Below are 18,160 nucleotides of genomic sequence, written 5' to 3'. Positions count from 1 at the left end.
CCCTGCCTCCCCCTCCCGCCGTCCCGCGCACCTTGCCGTTTCGCCGATCGGGCGTTCGGGGCGTCGTAGGGGCACGAATCGCAGGATCACGAGGGAGGCGGGGGAGGGGTGGATCACCCGGACGGGGGATCGGGCCGTTCCGCCCGGTAACTAGCTTTTTGCTGTGAGTGTGGAAAACACGCCGTCAAGGACTTGACGGCAGGAACCGGACGGCGCAAGATGCTCCGTGCGGGAGGGCGCCTCGCCGAAGACTTTACGTTCTTGCGACCCAGCGCCGGAGGCGCTGTGCGGGCGTCCCTCCCGACCAACGTCCGATCGGGCCAGCGGTTAAATCGCTGGCCCGATCGTCATTCCAGGGCGCACGCTCGCGGTCATGAGCGTCACGATCGCGCCGATCGACGTCGCCGACCAGGCCGCGATCGACGAGGCGTACCGGATCGGAGCGGCGGCCAACGACGCCGACCTGCCTGACTTCCCGCCCTTCTGCCGCCGCCGCTTCGAGGCATCGGTCCGGCATCCGATGCCTGGCAGTGCCCAGCTCTGGGCGCTGGCCCGGCTCGACGGCATGCCCGCCGGCTACCTCCGGCTGGACCTGCCGCAGCTCGACAACACCGACAACGCCACCGCTGACCTGGTCGTGCACCCGGCGTACCGGCGGCGCGGCGTCGGCAGGGCGCTGCACGAGCACGGCGTACGGCTGCTGCGCGAGCGGGGGCGCAAGCGGGTGCTGGGGATGGCCGTGTCGGCCCTGCCGGGCGGCCCGGCCCGGTCGGAGGCGGGAGCCGCGTTCGCCGCCTCGACGGGCGCCCACCCCGCGCTCGCCGAGACCCGCCGTCGGCTCGACACCACCCGGCTCGACGACGATGGCCTGGACGCGCTGCTGGCCGAGTCCCGGTCCCGGGCCACCGGCTACCGCACGCTGCGGTGGCAGGGCGGCACCCCGGAGGAGTGCCTCGCCGACATCGCCTACCTGGACGGCCGGCTGATGACCGACGCACCCCTGGGTGACCTGCACTGGGAGGCGGAGCGGGTGGACGCCGAGCGGATCCGGGGCACCGAGCGGGCGCTGGACGCGCGGGGGCGGCGGCGATACCACACGGCGGTCCGCCACGAGGAGTCCGGGCGGCTGGTCACCTGGACGCTGCTCGACGTCGGCGCCTCGGCCGGGTGGCACGCGTTCCAGCAGATCACCATCGTCGACCCGGCCCACCGGGGGCACCGGCTCGGGCTGCTCAGCAAGATCGAGAACCTGCGTCACCTGCTGGCCCACGAGCCGGCGGTATGCGCGGTCGACACCTTCAACGCGGCCGCCAACACCCACATGATCAGCATCAACGAACTGCTGGGCTTCCGTCCGGTCGACGGCTGGACCGACTGGCAGCTCACCCTGTGAGTCCCCGGGCGGCGGGGGCCCGACACCAGGCATGCGGCCCCACCGTTCACCGACCCGGCTCAGGCACACGGTGCTGCCGGGCATGCGGCCCTACTGTTCACGGACCCGGCTCAGGCATGATGGCGGGCATGACGGAGACCCCGCATCCCCTGTACGACAGGCACGCCGACACCCTCACCCGTGCGCTGACCGCGATCACGGAGCGGGGGTACTGGTCCGCCTACCCCGAGTCACCCAGCCCGCGGGTATACGGCGAGACCGCCGCCGCCGACGGCCGGGCCGCCTTCGAGGCGTACCTGAACGGCGACTTCCCCCTCGACCAGCCGGGCACCGGCGACCGGGTCGCCACCGAGGCGAGCCCGTTCGGCGTGGAGCTGAACGTCCGCTACCCGCATGTCGGCGCGGACGAGCTGGTCGCCGCCGCGACCGCCGCCCTGCCCGCCTGGCGCGACGCCGGGCCGCAGGCCCGGGCGGGGGTCTGCCTGGAGATCCTCGACCGGCTGCACAAGCACGTCTTTGAGCTGGCCAACGCGGTGCAGTTCACCACCGGCCAGGCGTTCGTGATGGCGTTCCAGGCCGGCGGCGCGCACGCGTTGGACCGCGCGCTGGAGGCGCTCGCCTACGCGTACGCGGAGATGACCCGGCACCCGGGGACGGCCGGCTGGGAGAAGGCCGCGGGCAAGGGCGACCCGCTGCGGATGACCAAGACGTTCCACGTGGTGCCCCGCGGGGTGGCCCTGGTCATCGGCTGCAACACCTTCCCGACCTGGAACTCGTACCCAGGGCTCTTCGCCTCGCTGGTCACCGGCAACCCGGTGATCGTCAAGCCGCACCCCCGCGCCGTCCTGCCCCTCGCGATCACCGTCAGGTACGCCCGGGAGGTGCTCGCCGAGGCCGGCTTCGACCCCAACCTGATGCTGCTGGCCCCCGAGGCCCCGGGCGAGAAGCTCGCGTCGACGCTGGCCCTGCACCCGGCCGTGAAGATCGTCGACTTCACCGGCTCCAGCGAGTACGGAGACTGGCTGGAGGCCAGCGCCCGGCAGGCGGCGGTCTACACCGAGAAGGCCGGCCTGAACACGGTGGTGGTCGACTCCACCGACGACTTCGCCGGCATGTGCCGCAACCTCGGCTTCACGCTGACCCTCTACAGCGGCCAGATGTGCACCACCTCGCAGAACATCCTGATCCCCCGGGGTGGCATCGAGACCGACCAGGGGCACAAGAGCTTCGACGAGGTGGCCGGCGGGATCGCCGCCGCGGTCGGCAAGCTCACGGCCGACCCGGCCCGCGGGGTGGAGCTGACCGGCGCGATCGTCAACGACGGCGTGCTGGAGCGCCTCGACGAGGTCACCAAGGTCGGCGAGCCGGTGCTGGAGTCGCGGGCCGTCGAGCACCCGGCCTTCCCCGGCGCGGTGGTCCGTACGCCGACGCTCGTCAAGCTGGCCGCCGACGACACCGCAACCTACTCGCGGGAGTGGTTCGGGCCGATCTCGTTCGCCATCGCGACCGACTCCACGGCGCACGGCCTGGAGATCCTGCGCTCCACCGTCGGTGAGAAGGGCGCGCTCACCGCGGCGGTCTACTCCACCGACGATGCGGTCCTCGACGCCGCCGAGGCGGCGGCGATCGAGGTCGGGGTGCACCTGTCCTGCAACCTGACCGGCGGGGTCTTCGTGAACCAGTCGGCGGCCTTCTCCGACTTCCACGGCAGCGGCGCGAACCCGGCGGCCAACGCCGCGCTGACCGACGGCGCCTACGTGGCGAACCGGTTCCGCATCGTGCAGAGCCGCCGCCACGCCTGAGTTCCGGTTGAGGGTTTCCGGGTCGGCCCACCCCGCTCCCGGCGCGGGTTCCTGGCAGGATGCGCGCGTTGGAGCCCGCGAGGCGGGCGTTGATCCTCAGCGGTACGGGCCGCCCCGGAGACCCGTGTGGTGCGCTCCGCCCGGCGGGCCCGCCGGATGCGGTGGTGAGGCGGATCAGGCGGGGCGGCGCATCTGGAGTTCGGTGAGGGCGGGGACGGTGGGGTGCGGCACGCGTACCCCGGTGTCGACGAAGCCCAGCCGCTGGTACGCCCGGTGGGCCCGGTCGTTGCCCACCACCACCTCCAGCATCAGCTCGGGGCGCCCGCACGCCCGGGACCACGCGGCCACCGCCTCGACCAGGCCGGCGAGCAGGCCGTGGCCCCGCCAGGCCGGGGTGACGTAGACGGCGTAGACGACGGTGAGGCCGGGCTCCTCCGGGGTCACCGTCCCCCCGGCGTGCCCCACCAGCCGGTCGCCGGGGTCGGCGACGAACTGGGCGGTGTCGGTGCCGGCCGAGGTGTACGCGATCCGCGCCGCGTAGTCGGTGTGCGGGCGGGCCGCGGCGTCGGCGAGGGTCTCCAGGAAGGCCAGCGGCGAGTCGGCGAGCATCTCCAGCCGCAGCGCCCGCATCCGGGCGGCGTCCGATCGCCGGATCCGCCGGATTTCCGCGTGCCGGGCCGGCGGCTGCCCCGGGCCGGGTCCGCCCGGAGTGCTCGTCATGCCCGCATGCCTACCACAGTGACCGGCGACTATGACGATGGCTCGGAATATGCCCGATTTGTGGTCGTGCACGGTCGTGACGCCTCGTGTAGCGTGCGATTTCGGTCACCGAGTTTCAGCGGCCGTCGCCGATCGCGGAAGCGGTGGTCCTCCGGCGCCGGCGTGCCGTGCGCCCGGGGTAGTGGAACGCCGCGCAGAGTGAGGAAGTGCACCGTGGCACAGGGCACCGTGAAGTGGTTCAACGCCGAAAAGGGCTACGGCTTCATCGCCGTCGACGGCGGGCAGGACGTCTTCGTCCACTTCTCCGCCATCGAGATGGACGGCTACAAGGCGCTGGACGACGGCCAGCGGGTCGAGTTCGAGATCGCCCAGGGCCAGAAGGGCCCCCAGGCCGAGCGGGTGCGCGTCATCGCCTGACCGATCATCCCGGCCTCCACGCCGGGTCCGTCTCACCGGCCGTCCCCGCATACCCCAAGGCGGCCGGCCCACCTCGGGCCGCCATGCGGCCCGCCGCCCCAGTGACGAGCTGGCCTGCCGCCATCGCCGGGAGGCCGGCGTCCCGCCACGCCACCCTCGGCCGTGCCGTCCCCGAACCTGGCCTGCGCCCCGCGCCGCGCCGAAATGATCCACGCGAGCTGCGGCAGGTGGGCCGGTTGATCGCGACCCCGGCCTGCTCGCCGCAGGCGTATGCGCGTCCCCGCGCGTTCCCGCATTCCGCAAGCGGAGTCGCCCACGCGTCCCGGTCGGCCACCGGCACGTCGTCACGGGCGGCGGGCCGGCGAGGAACAGGTGAACGGCGCGCGATCGGGCGTGGAACTCGGCTGATCGGGGCGGTCGTGCTTGCACTCGGCAGGGCAGAGTGCTAAACAAGTCATTGGCACTCGCATACCGTGAGTGCCAATGGTCGGGGCGGTAGGGCCACGGCCGCACCGGCGCCCAGGCGCGGGTGCGGCACATGGCCGGTCGTCGCGGGCTATCCGGCCCGGCCGACGGACGTCGTCGTCGTCAGGTGACGGCGTCCCAAGGTGCGTACACCAGGCGGCCCATCCGGGGCACACACTCGGGTGGCCCGTGAGTGTCCAGGAGGACAACGCCGTATGGCCAAGATGATCGCGTTCGACGAAGAGGCGCGCCGCGGCCTCGAGCGGGGCATGAACCAGCTCGCCGACGCCGTAAAGGTGACCCTCGGCCCCAAGGGCCGCAACGTCGTGCTCGAGAAGAAGTGGGGTGCCCCCACCATCACCAACGATGGTGTGAGCATCGCCAAGGAGATCGAGCTCGAGGACCCGTACGAGAAGATCGGCGCTGAGCTGGTCAAGGAGGTCGCGAAGAAGACCGACGACGTGGCCGGTGACGGCACGACGACGGCGACCGTCCTGGCCCAGGCGCTGGTCCGTGAGGGCCTGCGCAACGTGGCTGCCGGCGCCAACCCGATGGCCCTGAAGCGGGGCATCGAGGCCGCCGTGGCCAGCGTCTCGGAGGAGCTGCTGAAGCTCGCCAAGGACGTCGAGACCAAGGAGCAGATCGCCTCCACCGCCTCCATCTCCGCCGGTGACACCAGCGTCGGCGAGATCATCGCCGAGGCGATGGACAAGGTCGGCAAGGAAGGCGTCATCACCGTCGAGGAGAGCAACACCTTCGGCCTGGAGCTCGAGCTCACCGAGGGTATGCGCTTCGACAAGGGGTACATCTCCGCGTACTTCATGACCGACCCGGAGCGTATGGAGGCCGTCTTCGACGACCCGTACATCCTGATCGTCAACAGCAAGATCTCGTCGGTGAAGGACCTGCTCCCGATCCTTGAGAAGGTCATGCAGTCGGGCAAGCCGCTGCTGATCATCGCCGAGGACATCGAGGGCGAGGCCCTGGCCACCCTGGTGGTCAACAAGGTCCGCGGCACCTTCAAGTCCGTCGCCGTCAAGGCGCCGGGCTTCGGTGACCGCCGCAAGGCCATGCTGGCCGACATCGCCATCCTCACCGGTGGCCAGGTCATCAGCGAGGAGGTCGGCCTCAAGCTGGACGCCGTCGGCCTCGACATGCTGGGCCGCGCCCGCAAGGTCGTGGTGACCAAGGACGAGACCACCATCGTCGACGGTGCCGGCGACGCCGAGCAGATCCAGGGCCGGGTCAACCAGATCCGGGCCGAGATCGACAAGAGCGACTCCGACTACGACCGGGAGAAGCTGCAGGAGCGGCTGGCCAAGCTGGCCGGCGGCGTCGCGGTGATCAAGGTCGGCGCGGCCACCGAGGTCGAGCTCAAGGAGCGCAAGCACCGCATCGAGGATGCCGTCCGCAACGCGAAGGCCGCCGTCGAGGAGGGCATCGTCCCGGGTGGTGGCGTCGCGCTGGTGCAGGCCGGCAAGACCGCCTTCGACAAGCTGGACCTGACCGGCGACGAGGCGACCGGTGCGCAGATCGTCAAGATCGCGCTGGACGCCCCGCTGCGGCAGATCGCCGTCAACGCCGGCCTTGAGGGCGGCGTGGTCGTCGAGCACGTCCGCAACCTGGAGGCGGGTCACGGCCTCAACGCCGCCAACGGCGAGTACGTCGACCTGCTGGCCGCGGGCATCATCGACCCGGCCAAGGTGACCCGCTCGGCGCTGCAGAACGCCTCGTCGATCGCGGCGCTCTTCCTCACCACCGAGGCCGTCGTGGCGGACAAGCCGGAGAAGACCCCGGCCGCCCCGGCTGGTCCGGGTGGCGGGGACATGGACTTCTGAGTCCAGTTCCAACGCCGGAAGGGGCGGGCCGCGTCAGCGGTCCGCCCCTTCCGTGTCACGTCGGCAGTGGGCGCTGGTTGCGTCGCTTGTGCGCCCGGTCGTACGGCTGCGGGACCTGGACCGGTTCGTCCACCAGTGTCACCGGCTCCTCGTCGCCCGCCTCGTCGGCGCCGGTCATCTCCGCCCGCTGCTCGGCGTCGCCGTAGTCGAGCCGGTCGAACGGCAACGGACCGGGGCGTTCGTCGTCCGTGGTCATGGGCTGCCTCCTCTACCGAAACGGTAGGGGGCGTCGATCGGCGATGCGGGCGAATGGCATTATAAGGATCTATATCCCATTCGCCCTTTGTTAGCCCGCGAGCGTCCGCCGGTACAGGAAGAAGACCCGCTCGATCCGGGCGCCCGCACTGCCCGAGTAGAACGCCACCGGCCCCACCCAGCCGATCTGCGCCGATTCGACCCCGGCCGCCCGCTGGTCGCGCAGGCAGCGACGCAGCAGCACCCCGCCGATCCCCGAACCCTCGGCCGCCGGCGAGGTGCCCATCGGCCCGAACCAGCTCGGCCGGGACGACCCCCAGGCGGCGAAGCCGATCACCTCGCCGTCGCGTTCGGCCAGGTGACAGCCAGCCCCGGGCCGGCCGACCGAACCGGCCAGCTCCGCGTCCCACGCGCCGCCGAAGGTGGACCGGGCGAACGCGGCCAGCGCCGGCAGGTCCGCCGGCTCCGCGCGCCGGACCGCCACACCCTGCCCGGCCAGTCGCGCCTCCGCCGCCGCCGTCGAGCGCAGCGCCGGCGAGCCGGCGTACGACAGGTCGGCGGTCATGTTCCAGGCCGTCCGGTCCTGCCGGTAGCCCAGCGCCACCGCGGCGCAGACCGCCGGGGTGTAGCGCACGTCGATGCCTGGCCAGGCGTACCACGGCGGGTTGCCGGCCAGCAGCACCTCGGCCGCGCCCAGGCCGGCGAGCGTCCGCTCGGCGTGGCCGAGCAGTGCCCGCCCGACGCCCTGCCGCCGTACCGCCGGGTCCACCGCCACCAGGTCCACGTGCCCGAGCCGCGACTCCGCGCCGGCGACCGAGCAGATCACCGCCCCGACCAGCCGTCCGCCCCGGTACGCGCCGAGCGTGACCACCGGCCGGTCCACGCCGGCCCGGGCCCACAGGGCGTCGACGATCGCGGGCGCCTCGGCCGCGTCCTCGGGCAGGTCCAGCGCCCGGCGGCACAGCTCCACCACGGCGGGCACCCGGTCGATGGCCAGCTCGGTGATCTCCGCGTCCATGGTGGCCGACCCTAGATCACCGGGTGCGGGTGGGCGCAAGGGCTTCTCACCCCCGGGCCGCCCGCACCGCCGCGTACGCGTCGACCAGGCCGGCGCCGGTGACGTTCGCGGCGCCGCCGCAGGTCTCGGTGCGGGAGCGGTAGGTGGGCTGGGCCGGGGTGGTCGTGTCCCGCAGCAGCTGCCGGGTCCGGGCCAGGTCGCCGACCAGTGCCGGGTTGGCCGACCACATCAGCGCCACCACGCCGGCCACCTGCGGGGTCGCCATCGACGTGCCGCTCAGGTCGCCGTACCCGCCGCCGGGCAGCGCGGACACGACGTCCTCCCCTGGGGCCACCAGGTCCGGCTTCGCCACCCCCGGCACCGGGCCCCGCGACGAGAAGTCGGACACCTGGCGCTGCCGGTTGACCGCGCCGACGGTCAGCACGTCCGGGTACGGCGCCGGCGGGTCGTCGATCGAGCCGCAGTACGGGCCGGTGTTGCCGGCGGCGGCGACCACCATGATCCCGGCGGCGTCCAGCGCGGCGGTCGCCGGCCGCAGCACGCGCGGGTCGCACCCCTCGATCGGCGGGCAGCCCCACGAGTTGGTCAGGATCTCCGGGGCACGCTCGGGACGCCCGTCGCTGAACGGGTCCCCGCCGGTCGGGAAGGGTGCCAGCATGAACTGCAGACAGTCCAGGTAGTACGCCGGGTTGCCGAGGTTGCGGTCCAGATTGACGCAGCCCACCCATTGCGCGCCGGGCGCCACCCCGATGCCGCGCCGGCCCACCGCGCTGCCCACCGTGTGGGTACCGTGGCCGCCCTGGTCGGTGGGGGCCGGGGTGCCGTCCCACGGGTCGTACCAGGAGTCGTCGCCGCCCCGGAAGCCCTCCGCCAGCGCGGGGTGCCCTCCGTCCACGCCGGAGTCCGAACTGCCCACCGTCACGCCGGCGCCGGTGACGCCCAGCTCGGACCAGACCCGGTCCGCGCCGATCATGCGGATGTTCCACAGGGGCGCGGCCGGGGCAGGGGCGGTGCCCCGGGTCGGGCCGGCCGGCGCGGGCAGCGGCCGCACCCGCTGGCTGACCAGTACCCGGGCCACCTCGGAGCGGCCGGACAGCCAGGCGCGCACCGCCGGCCCGCCCGCCACCTCGACCGCGTTGACCAGGTAGTAGGGGGTGTGGGTCAGCCGCAACCGGCGCAGGTCCCGGCGCAGGCCGGACTGGGTCCGCTCGGCGGTGTCGACCAGCCGGCGGTAGACCTCGGCCGCCCGGGCGTCCCGGCCCGCCTTCCCGGGCCCCGCCGGTAGGCCGGTCAGGTCGGCCTGCTCCCGCAGTACCACCAGCAGCCGCTCGCCGTGCAGGCCGGGCTGGCCCGCGCCGACGGCCACCACACCCAGCGTGGCGAGCAGGGCGGTGGCGATCACCCCGGCCACCCGCCGGCTCGGCGGCCGGGCCGAGGGGCGGGCCAGCAGCACGCCGTACGCCAGGGCGAGCAGGACCGCGACGGCGAGCCCGGCGCCGGCGGCGGCCGCCACCCAGAACGGCACATCCCGGATGTTGGTCAGGACGAGGGTGATCTCCTCGGGGTCGGTGAAGGCGAGCGGGCCGAGCACTCCGAGCCCGACCAGCCAGGCCGCCGCGGCCCGACCGGCCCCCGCGGCGTGCAGGGCCGCCAGCGCGAAGCCGGCCGGCGGCAGGGTCAGCAGCAGGGGGAGCTGCGCGCCGGCCTGCCCGATCGCGGCGGCGAGCAACAGCAGCGCGACACCCGCGGCCAGCCCGCCGACGAGCACCAGCCGGACCGGCCGGGGCGGCGTGCCGGCGGTGAAGCGGGACCAGAAGGCGTCGCCCAGCAGGGCACCGGCCAGCGCGCCGAGGGCGGCCGCGGCCAGCCCGGCGAGCGCCGTCTCCAGCAGCCCGCCGAGCGCGCCCAGCCACGCCCAGGGCAGCAGCAGGGCGAGCCCGCCGGCCACCCCGAGCAGGGTGACCGCGCCGGGCCGGGCGGGGGCGGCCGGAGGTCGGGGTGCCCGGCCGAGGCGGCCCACGACGAGCGCGGCCAGGGCAGCGGTGGCGGCCAGCGCGGCGAGGTACGCCTCGTGGTGCACCGGCGGGATCGCCCGGAGCAGCCCGAGCGCGCCCAGCACGAGCACCGCCGTGAGCCAGGCCCGGCCGGTGGCGCGGACCGCCGCCGAGCGGGGCAGCAGGGCGAGCGGCAGCGCCGGCGCGCCCACCAGCAGCACGGTGACCAGGACGGTCGCCGGCCAGAGCCAGACCACCCGGTCCAGCCCGGAGACGAGCAGGAGCTGGTCGGCCAGCCACCCGCCGAGCTGGGTGACCGCGGTGAACCCGACGGCCCAGCAGCCGGCGAACACGGCCGCCACCACCGCCCACGGGCTCGGCGGCTGCGCGGCCGGCGGCTGCGGCGGAACGGGCTGGCCGGCGGGGAGCGGGGGGCCGATCTCCATGCCCCGACAGTACGGTGCGGGCGGCGCATGTCGCCGCAGCGGCTACGACAGTTACCGTGGACGGGTGCGCGACCCCAACGTGTCCCGATCCGCCGCCGGTCAGCTCTCCCCGGAGCGCCGGGCCGCCGACCTGCGCCGGCTGCGGGCCGAACGCTTCGACGTGCTGGTCATCGGCGGTGGCGTGACCGGCGCGGGGGCCGCTCTGGACGCCGCCTCCCGCGGGCTGAAGGTGGCGCTGGTGGAGGCGCGCGACTACGCCGCCGGCACCTCCAGCCGCTCCAGCAAGCTGATCCACGGCGGCCTGCGCTACCTGGAGCAGTTGGAGTTCCACCTGGTGCACGAGGCGCTCACCGAGCGTGGGCTGCTGGCCACCCGGCTGGCGCCGCACCTGGTCCGGCCGGTGCCGTTCCTGGTCCCGCTGCCCGCCGGGCGCGGGCTGCGCGGCCTGCCCGCCCGGATCTTCCGGCGCTCCTACTACGGCGCCGGCGTGGCCGCGTACGACGCCTTCGCCGGCGTCTTCGGCGGCGGGCGCGGCATGCCGCTGCACCGGCACCTGACCCGCGAGGGCGCCCGCCGGATCTTCCCCAGCCTTCGGGCCGACGTCCTGGCCGGCGCGATCCGCTACTACGACGGGCAGGTCGACGACGCCCGGCTGGTGGTGACCCTGGCCCGCACCGCGGCCAGTCTGGGTGCGACGGTGGTGAGCAGCGCCCGGGCGGTCGGCCTGATCCGGCAGGCCCGCGAGGTGACCGGGGTGCGGGTCCGCGACCTGGAAGCGGCCGCCGGCTCCCCGGATGCCGAGTTCGAGGTACGCGCCCGCACCGTCATCGCGGCCACCGGGGTGTGGAGCGACGACATGTCCCGGATGCTGGACGACGTCGGGCTGCGTCCGGGCATCCGGGTGCGGGCCTCCAAGGGCGTGCATCTGGTGGTGCCCCGCTCGGCGATCACCGGCGAGACGGGGCTCATCCTGCGGACGGCCACCAGCGTGCTCTTCGTCATCCCGTGGGGCGGGCACTGGATCATCGGCACCACCGACACCGACTGGCGGCTGGACCGGTCCCATCCGGCCGCCTCCGCCCGCGACATCGACTACCTGCTCGAACAGGTCAACACCGTGCTGGACCGGCCACTCACCACGGCCGACATCGAGGGCGTCTACGCCGGGCTGCGCCCGCTGCTGGCCGGTGAGGCGGACTCCACCTCCAAGCTCTCCCGGGAGCACGCCGTCTTCGAGCCGATGCTCGGGCTGCTGCTGGTCGCCGGCGGCAAGTACACCACCTACCGGGTGATGGCCTCGGACGTGGTCGACCGGGCCGCCCACCGGCTCGGTGCGGTACGCCCGTCCCGCACCGCCGACCTGCCGCTGCTCGGCGCCGACGGCTACGCCGCGATGTGGCGGGACCGGGCCGACCTGGCCCGCCGGCACGGGGTGCCGGTCGGGGTGGTCGAGCACCTGCTGGAGCGGTACGGCAGCCTCACCCTCGACCTGCTCGCCCTGATCGAGGCCGACCCACTGCTGGCCTCCCCGCTGGCCGGCGCCCCGGAGTACCTGGCCGCCGAGGTGACGTACGCGGCCCGCGCCGAGGGCGCGTTGCATCTGGAGGACGTGCTCACCCGGCGGACCCGGATCTCCATCGAGACCAGCCACCGGGGGCTGGATTCGGCCGAGCACACCGCCGAGCTGATGGGCGCGGTGCTCGGCTGGGACGACGCGGTGCGGGCCCGGGAGATCGCGCACTACCGGGCCCGGGTGGAGGCGGAGCGGCAGTCCCAGTTGCAGCCGGACGACGCCGCCGCGGACGCCGCCCGGCTGGGCGCACCGGACGTGCGGGGCTTCGCCGTGGACCGGGGCACCGACGGTGACTCCGTCGAACTCCCCTCCTCCCCCCGCTGACCATCCCCTGGGAGTGTCCATCATCGATGCCTGCCCGGTCGGCGGGTTTCAAGCGTTACCTACGGTGGGGTAGGTTCCGCCCCGTGGTTGCCGCATCCTGGTCCCGTCCGGTATCCCTGTCCGTCGCCGCCCTGCTGGCTGCCGCCCTCGCCGGCTGTTCGCTGCCCGGGCGCGCCGACGACGAACCGGCACCGGCAGCGACCGGTCCGGCGGCCGTGCAGCCCGGCCTCGCCCCGCCGGCGACCACCGGGAAGGGTCGGGTCAGCCTGCTGCAGAAGCTCGATGACGGTCCGCTGCGGACCCTCAACGTGGCGCCGGACGGCAGGTGGGAGTGCGTCGACTGCGCGGGTGACGGGGTCACCTCCACCGGGGTGCTCGACCCCGAGCAGGTCACCCGGCTACAGAGGCTGCTCGCCGACCCGGGGCTGGCGAACGAGACCGATCAGGCCCGGCAGTACCGGGTCACCTGCATCGGCGCGCTGACCTCCAGCCTGCTCACCTCGACCGGCCTGATCACCTCCCAGGATTGCCCCGGTGAGGAGCGGCCCCCGATCGCCAACGAGATCCTGCTGCTGCTCACCCAGTCCACGCCGGCCGAGATCACCGACTGATTGGGCGGGCGGCCCGGCGGGCCAGGGACGCGGCCGGCACGCTCGGTCAGAGCACCTTGCCGGGGTTGAACAGACCCGTCGGGTCCAACGCCGCTTTGATCGCCTGGTGCACCCGGACCCCGACCGGGCCGATCTCCCGGGCCAGCCAGTCCCGCTTGAGCAGGCCCACCCCGTGCTCGCCGGTGCAGGTGCCGCCGAGTTCCAGGCCGAGCCGCATGATCTCGTCGAAGGCGCGCCGGCCGCGGTCGAGGCTCGCCGGGTCGGCCCGGTCCACCACGATGTTGGGGTGCATGTTGCCGTCGCCGGCGTGGCCCACCACGCCGATCGGCACGTCGCACTCCGCCGCGATCCGGGACACCCCGTCGAGCAGGGCGGCCAGCGAGCCCCGGGGCACCGCCACGTCGTCGATGACCAGGCCGCCGTTGCCACCCGGGTAGGAGTCCGCGGCGAACCTCTCCATCGCCGGGTGGGCCAGCCGGCGCGCCTGCAGCAGCGCCGCCGCCTCCACCGCGTCGGTGGCCGCGTAGACCTCGTCGGCGCCGGCCGCCGTGCAGACCTCGGCCAACTCGGCCAGGTCGTCCGCCGCCCGCGTGCCGGTGTCCGCGGCGGCGAGCAGCAGCGCCTGCGCGTCGGTGCGCAGGCCCATCGGCCGGTACGCCTCGATCGCCCGCAGGTGGGTCTGGTCGAGCAGTTCCAGCAGGCTGGGAGTGAGACCCCGGGCGGCGATGCCGGCCACCGCCTCGCCGGCTGTGGCGGTGGAGGGAAAGACCGCCACCAGGGTCAGCGACTCGGCGGGAGCGGGACGCAGCGCGACGGTCACCTCGGTGACCACGCCGAGCGTGCCCTCCGAGCCGACGAAGAGTCGGGTGAGGTCGTACCCGGCCACGCCCTTCGCGGTACGCCGGCCGGTGCGCAGCACCTCGCCGGAGGCGAGCACCACCTCCAGCCCGAGCACGTACTCGGTGGTGACGCCGTACTTGACGCAGCACATGCCGCCCGCGTTGGTGGAGACGTTCCCGCCGATGGTGGAGGACTCCCACGACCCCGGGTCGGGCGGGTACCACAAGCCCTGCTTCGCCACGGCCGCCGCGAGGGTCGCGTTGACCACGCCGGGCTGCACCACCGCGATCCGGCTCACCGGGTCGATCTCCAGGATCTCGTCCATCGCGACCGTGCTCAGCACCACCGCGCCGTCGACGGCGTTGGCCGCGCCGGCCAGCCCGGTCCGCGCCCCCTGCGGCACCACCGGTACGCCGTGCCGGGCAGCCGCCCGCACCACCGCCGCGACCTCCTCGGTGGACCGGGGGCGGGTGACCACGAGGGGGGTACCGGCGGCGCAGAGGTCCGCCTCGTCCCGCTCGTGCATCCGCAGCAGGTCCGGGTCGGTCAGCACGGCGTCGTCGCCGAGCGCGGCGCGCAGGTCGTCGAGGAGGGGGGATCCGGCCATGCCGCCGAGGCTACGGGCGAGCCGGTGTGATCATCAACCGCGCCCCGGGCCGCCGGCTAGATTTGCCGCCATGCTCTACCTGGACCGGCCCGGCTGGCCGTGGCGGGGGCGGCTCTGGTCGCACCTGATCAGCGACGTCTCCCACGCCGAGCTGCACGCCTTCGCCGAGATGCTCGGGGTGCCGCGGCGGGGCTTCGACCGGGACCACTACGACATCCCGGCCGATCGGTTCGCCGCGGCGGTCTGGCTCGGTGCCCGGGTGGTGCCCAGCCGCGACCTGGTCCGCCTCCTCCGCGACTCCGGCCTCCGCCGCCCCAAACACCTCTCCCGCCCCTGACCACACCTTGGGTCCGGCGGAAGAGGTGAAATCGCGGCGCACAGCCGGGCCGGATCGCTGGGCACGGGCGGGACGAGATCGCGGCACAGCTGGGGGCCGAGATCGCTGGGCACGGGCGCGGCGAGGGCCGGCGGGGGCGGATCAGGAAAGGGTGGTGAGTTCGCGGGTGAGGTTGGCGCGGGCGGGTGCCTCCCAGCGGGCGGCGAGCGGGGGGAGGCGGTAGAGCGCGGGCAGGGCGAGCAGGGCGTGGAGCACCCGGGCGCGGCCGGCGCGGAACGCCGGATCGGGTACGTGCGCGTACTCGCGGCGGATGGCGGTCGCGTAGCGGTCGTACGCCGGCGGCGGCGCGGCCAGGACGGCGAGGTCGGCGTCGCAGAGCAGCGCGCCGTCGGGGTCGGCCGGGTCGGCGGCGTGCCCGGCGGTGAGCAGCACCAGCCGGCGCACCTCGGCCACCGCCCCGGCCGGCAGCCCCAGCCGGGTGAGCAGCGTTTCCGCCAGCGCCGCGCTGTCCCGCTCGTTGGCGTCGCCCTCGGCCCGCGGATCGTAGACGGCGTCGTGGCACCAGGCGGCGAGGCGGACCAGGTCGGGCCGGTCGGCCCACCCGGCGTACGCGTCGACGACGTCCAGCACGGCGGTCAGGTGCGCCACCGTGTGGTAGTGCCGGTGCGGCTCCCGCCAGCGGGCCAGCAGGCCCGCCCCGGCATCGGTCACCGCCGCCGGGCCCGCCGCGCCGGCTTTCCGCGCGGCAGCCCGCCACCGGTCGAGAAGCACCACCACCCGGCCGAGTCTGCCGTACCGCACCAACGGGCAGGATTCACCTGAGGCGGTGCGGGTAGTCCCCGCCATGGCCGTGGCCCGGGAGCTTCGATCCTCGTTGGTGCGCCGCGTCCTCCGCCGGGGCGGCGGTGCGCCGGACATCGACGGCGCACGGATCGCCGAGGCGATGGAGCAGCTCCGACACCGGAGCAGGGCCACCCTGCACGATCGGCTGCACCGGGTACGGATGGCGCTGGGCCTGGCCCTGCAGGCCGGGTTGGCGGCCGGGCTGTCCTGGCTGGCGGCGCACGAACTGCTGGGCAATCCGCAACCGGTCTTCGCCCCGATCTCGGCCGTCGGCACGCTCGCCGTCTCGGTCGGCCAGCGGTTCCGCCGGACGATCGAGCTGATCATCGGGGTGGCGATCGGCGTCGCCCTCGGCGATCTTCTCATCTACCTGCTCGGCACCGGTGCCTGGCAGCTCGGGCTGGTGGTCACCACCGCGATCGTGCTGACCATCTTCGCCGGGGCCAGTGTTGCCATCGTGATCCAGGCGGCGGCGACCGCGGTGCTGATCGTCACGCTGAGCCCGACCACGCAGAACCTGGAGATTCCCCGGTTCGTCGACGCGCTGATCGGCGGCGGGATCGCCCTGCTGGTCACCGCGCTCCTGCTGCCGCTCAACCCGCTGCGGGTGATCAACCAGGCCGCCCGCCCGGCGCTGGACCTGCTCGCCGCCCAGCTCGACATGACCGCCGAGGGGCTGCGCAGGCGGGACCGGGACGGCGTGCAGCAGGCGCTGGAGCGGCTCCGCAACAACAAGGAGGAACTGGCCAACTTCTCCGAGGCGATCGAGGGGGCGAAGGAGACCGCCACGCTCTCGCCGGCGCGCTGGCACCGTCGCGACGAGCTGACCCACTACGCGGAGGCGGCCGACCCGATCGACCGGGCGATGCGCAACAGCGGCACCCTGATCCGGCGCGCGGTCACGCTGATCGAGGACGATGAGCCGATCCCGGAGCCGATGCCCGACGCGGTCGGCCACCTCGCCGAGTCGGTCCGCCTGCTCAAGCACGAGTTCGCCGTCGGCGAGGAGCCGGAGAAGGCCCGGGAGCGGTCCCTGCGCGCGGTCAGCGAGGCCGGCCGGGCGTACGGCGAGGGGGTGGGCTTCTCCGGGAGCGTGGTGATCGCCCAGGTGCGGACCACGGCCAGCGACCTGATGGTGGCCTCCGGTATCAGCCAGGACGAGGCGAACCGCTGGGTTCGGCAGGCCTTCGGCGAGCAGGACCGGCCGAGCGGGCCGGCCGAGCCGGAGCCGGCCCCGAAGCCGCCGACCGCGCCACCGGTCGGCTGAGCCGCCCGCCGCCCGATCCCGGCCGTCGGGGCCGTCCGTGCCGGCCGTCCGACAGACCGATCGGCGTCGTACGGGTCGGCGGCACCCCGTCAGCCCAGCTCCGCGAGGGCGGTGAGGAGCCGGTCCACGTGCCCGGTGGTGCTGCCCAGGCCGATGCTCGCCCGCAGCGCGGTCGGCGGCAGATCGCGGCGTCCGCTGCGGGCGGCCGCCTCGCCCAGCAGGCGGCGGGCCAGCGGGTGGGCGCAGAAGAGACCGTCGCGCACCCCGATGTCGTGCCTGCCCGCCAGCTCCGCCGCCACCTCGGCCGAGTCCCGACCGGCGACCACGAACGACACGATCCCCACCCGCGGCGCGTCCGGGCCGAAGGTGCGCAGCTCCACCACGTGCGGCAGGGCCGCGACGCCCTCCCGCAGCCGGGTCAGCAGCGCCTGCTCGGCCCGGTGCAGCGCGGTGCGGTCGGCGGAGGTGAACGCGGCGCAGACCGCCGCCAGGGCGACCGCGCCGAGCAGGTTCGGGGTGCCCGCCTCGTGCCGGGCCGGGCCGGTCGTCCACCGCACGTCGTGCGTGGCCGGCCCGACGTGGCTGGTGGCACCCCCGCCGGCCAGGTACGGCGGTGCCGCATCCAGCCAGTCCGCCCGGCCGACGAGGACCCCGGCGCCGAACGGGGCGTACAGCTTGTGGCCGGAGACCGCGAGATAGTCGACGTCGAGGGCGGTCACGTCCACCGGGGCGTGCGGTGCGAGCTGGGCGGCGTCCACCGCGATCCGGGCCCGGTGCCGCCGGGCCACCCGGGCCAGCTCGGCCACCGGCCAGCGCTCACCGGTGACGTTGCTCGCCCCGGTCACCGCGACCAGCACGGGCAGGTCGGGGCCGGCCGCGTGCGGGCTGTGCACCCGGCGCAGCTCGCCGAGGGCGGCGTCCAGGGCGCGGACCGCCGCGCCGGGGGAGTCCGGCACCGGCAGCCGGACCGAGCCGCGCGGCCACGGCAGCAGGTTGGCGTGGTGTTCGCCGCCGAAGGCCACCACGGTGGTGCCGGCCGGCAGCGCCCGGGCCAGCAGGTTCAGTGCGTCCGTGGTGTTGCGGGTGAAGACCACGTGGTCGTCGGCGCGGGCGCCGAAGAAGTCGCCGACCGTCTGCCGGGCCCGTTCGTAGGCGAGCGTGCAGCGCCGCGAGAGCGCCCCGGCGCCGCGGTGCACGCTCGCGTACCACGGCAGCAGCTCGGCCACCGCGTCGGCCGCGGCCCGCGCGCACGGCGCGGTGGCGGCGTAGTCCAGGTTGATCTGGCCCGGCACGCCGAGCACGTCGAGCGGGCGCGCGGCCCGCGTCGGGTGCGGCGCCGGCGGGGGTACGAGGGTGAGGGTCATGGCCGACCTCCGGGTCCAGGGACCCCGGGTGGGCACACACGGGCGG

General features: G+C 74.6%; 15 protein-coding genes. 8 read left to right on the top strand and 7 right to left on the bottom strand.

Features of this window, described 5'->3' with window-relative positions:
* Positions 1-373: 373 nt before the first annotated feature.
* Together C1I99_RS17480 and paaN are read left to right on the top strand one after the other, a co-directional pair.
* Positions 374-1,393 carry a GNAT family N-acetyltransferase gene (locus C1I99_RS17480; protein ID WP_111135288.1) on the top strand — a complete coding sequence of 340 codons (1,020 nt, stop codon included), beginning with the start codon at positions 374-376 and terminating at the stop codon, positions 1,391-1,393.
* Positions 1,394-1,521: 128 nt separating this feature from the next.
* Complete coding sequence (gene paaN / locus C1I99_RS17475) at positions 1,522-3,195, top strand: phenylacetic acid degradation protein PaaN (protein ID WP_199562200.1); 1,674 nt, start codon at positions 1,522-1,524, stop codon at positions 3,193-3,195.
* Between the two features lie 174 nt (positions 3,196-3,369).
* On the opposite strand, the gene C1I99_RS17470 is transcribed toward paaN, so the two are convergent.
* Positions 3,370-3,915, bottom strand: coding sequence for a GNAT family N-acetyltransferase (locus C1I99_RS17470; protein WP_111135286.1), 546 nt, complete (start codon positions 3,913-3,915; stop codon positions 3,370-3,372).
* A gap of 213 nt (positions 3,916-4,128) precedes the next feature.
* On the opposite strand from C1I99_RS17470, the gene C1I99_RS17465 reads away from it, so the two are divergent.
* Together C1I99_RS17465 and groL are read left to right on the top strand one after the other, a co-directional pair.
* Positions 4,129-4,332, top strand: coding sequence for a cold-shock protein (locus C1I99_RS17465; RefSeq protein WP_013288855.1), 204 nt, complete (start codon positions 4,129-4,131; stop codon positions 4,330-4,332).
* A 680-nt stretch (positions 4,333-5,012) separates the two neighbouring features.
* Positions 5,013-6,635: a chaperonin GroEL gene (gene groL / locus C1I99_RS17460; RefSeq protein WP_111135285.1), complete on the top strand. Its 1,623-nt coding sequence runs from the start codon at positions 5,013-5,015 to the stop codon at positions 6,633-6,635.
* 55 nt (positions 6,636-6,690) lie between these two features.
* Here the strand turns inward: groL and C1I99_RS17455 are convergent, their stop codons facing one another.
* The 3 genes from C1I99_RS17455 to C1I99_RS17445 all read right to left on the bottom strand — a co-directional run bounded on the left by C1I99_RS17455 (position 6,691) and on the right by C1I99_RS17445 (position 10,348).
* On the bottom strand, positions 6,691-6,891 hold the full coding sequence (locus C1I99_RS17455; RefSeq protein WP_111135284.1) for a hypothetical protein: 201 nt from the start codon (positions 6,889-6,891) through the stop codon (positions 6,691-6,693).
* Between the two features lie 90 nt (positions 6,892-6,981).
* The gene (locus tag C1I99_RS17450) at positions 6,982-7,908 is read right to left on the bottom strand and encodes a GNAT family N-acetyltransferase (protein ID WP_111135283.1); all 927 of its coding nucleotides are present in this window, start codon (positions 7,906-7,908) and stop codon (positions 6,982-6,984) included.
* 46 nt (positions 7,909-7,954) lie between these two features.
* Positions 7,955-10,348 (bottom strand): S8 family serine peptidase, encoded by a 2,394-nt coding sequence (locus C1I99_RS17445; protein ID WP_111135282.1) that lies wholly within the window; start codon positions 10,346-10,348, stop codon positions 7,955-7,957.
* A gap of 79 nt (positions 10,349-10,427) precedes the next feature.
* Between C1I99_RS17445 and C1I99_RS17440 the strand changes: the two genes are divergently transcribed.
* Entirely contained in the window at positions 10,428-12,245 is a 1,818-nt protein-coding gene (locus C1I99_RS17440; RefSeq protein ID WP_111135290.1) for a glycerol-3-phosphate dehydrogenase/oxidase, read from the top strand.
* 83 nt (positions 12,246-12,328) lie between these two features.
* Positions 12,329-12,856, top strand: coding sequence for a hypothetical protein (locus C1I99_RS17435; RefSeq protein ID WP_111135281.1), 528 nt, complete (start codon positions 12,329-12,331; stop codon positions 12,854-12,856).
* 46 nt (positions 12,857-12,902) lie between these two features.
* On the opposite strand, the gene C1I99_RS17430 is transcribed toward C1I99_RS17435, so the two are convergent.
* Complete coding sequence (locus C1I99_RS17430) at positions 12,903-14,303, bottom strand: FAD-binding oxidoreductase (RefSeq protein ID WP_111135280.1); 1,401 nt, start codon at positions 14,301-14,303, stop codon at positions 12,903-12,905.
* A gap of 70 nt (positions 14,304-14,373) precedes the next feature.
* On the opposite strand from C1I99_RS17430, the gene C1I99_RS17425 reads away from it, so the two are divergent.
* Positions 14,374-14,640: a DUF4031 domain-containing protein gene (locus C1I99_RS17425; protein ID WP_111135279.1), complete on the top strand. Its 267-nt coding sequence runs from the start codon at positions 14,374-14,376 to the stop codon at positions 14,638-14,640.
* 141 nt (positions 14,641-14,781) lie between these two features.
* Here C1I99_RS17425 and C1I99_RS17420 read toward each other — a convergent pair whose 3' ends face one another.
* The gene (locus C1I99_RS17420; protein WP_233512563.1) at positions 14,782-15,441 is read right to left on the bottom strand and encodes an HD domain-containing protein; all 660 of its coding nucleotides are present in this window, start codon (positions 15,439-15,441) and stop codon (positions 14,782-14,784) included.
* A 142-nt stretch (positions 15,442-15,583) separates the two neighbouring features.
* Between C1I99_RS17420 and C1I99_RS17415 the strand changes: the two genes are divergently transcribed.
* Positions 15,584-16,750 (top strand): FUSC family protein, encoded by a 1,167-nt coding sequence (locus tag C1I99_RS17415; RefSeq protein WP_438941421.1) that lies wholly within the window; start codon positions 15,584-15,586, stop codon positions 16,748-16,750.
* Positions 16,751-16,839: 89 nt separating this feature from the next.
* Here the strand turns inward: C1I99_RS17415 and C1I99_RS17410 are convergent, their stop codons facing one another.
* Positions 16,840-18,114, bottom strand: coding sequence for an aminotransferase class V-fold PLP-dependent enzyme (locus C1I99_RS17410; protein ID WP_111135277.1), 1,275 nt, complete (start codon positions 18,112-18,114; stop codon positions 16,840-16,842).
* Between the last annotated feature and the right edge of the window lie 46 nt (positions 18,115-18,160).

The organism is Micromonospora deserti (assembly GCF_003236335.1).
Classification (GTDB): domain Bacteria; phylum Actinomycetota; class Actinomycetes; order Mycobacteriales; family Micromonosporaceae; genus Micromonospora; species Micromonospora deserti.
This window is presented reverse-complemented; position numbering and strand designations above follow the sequence as displayed.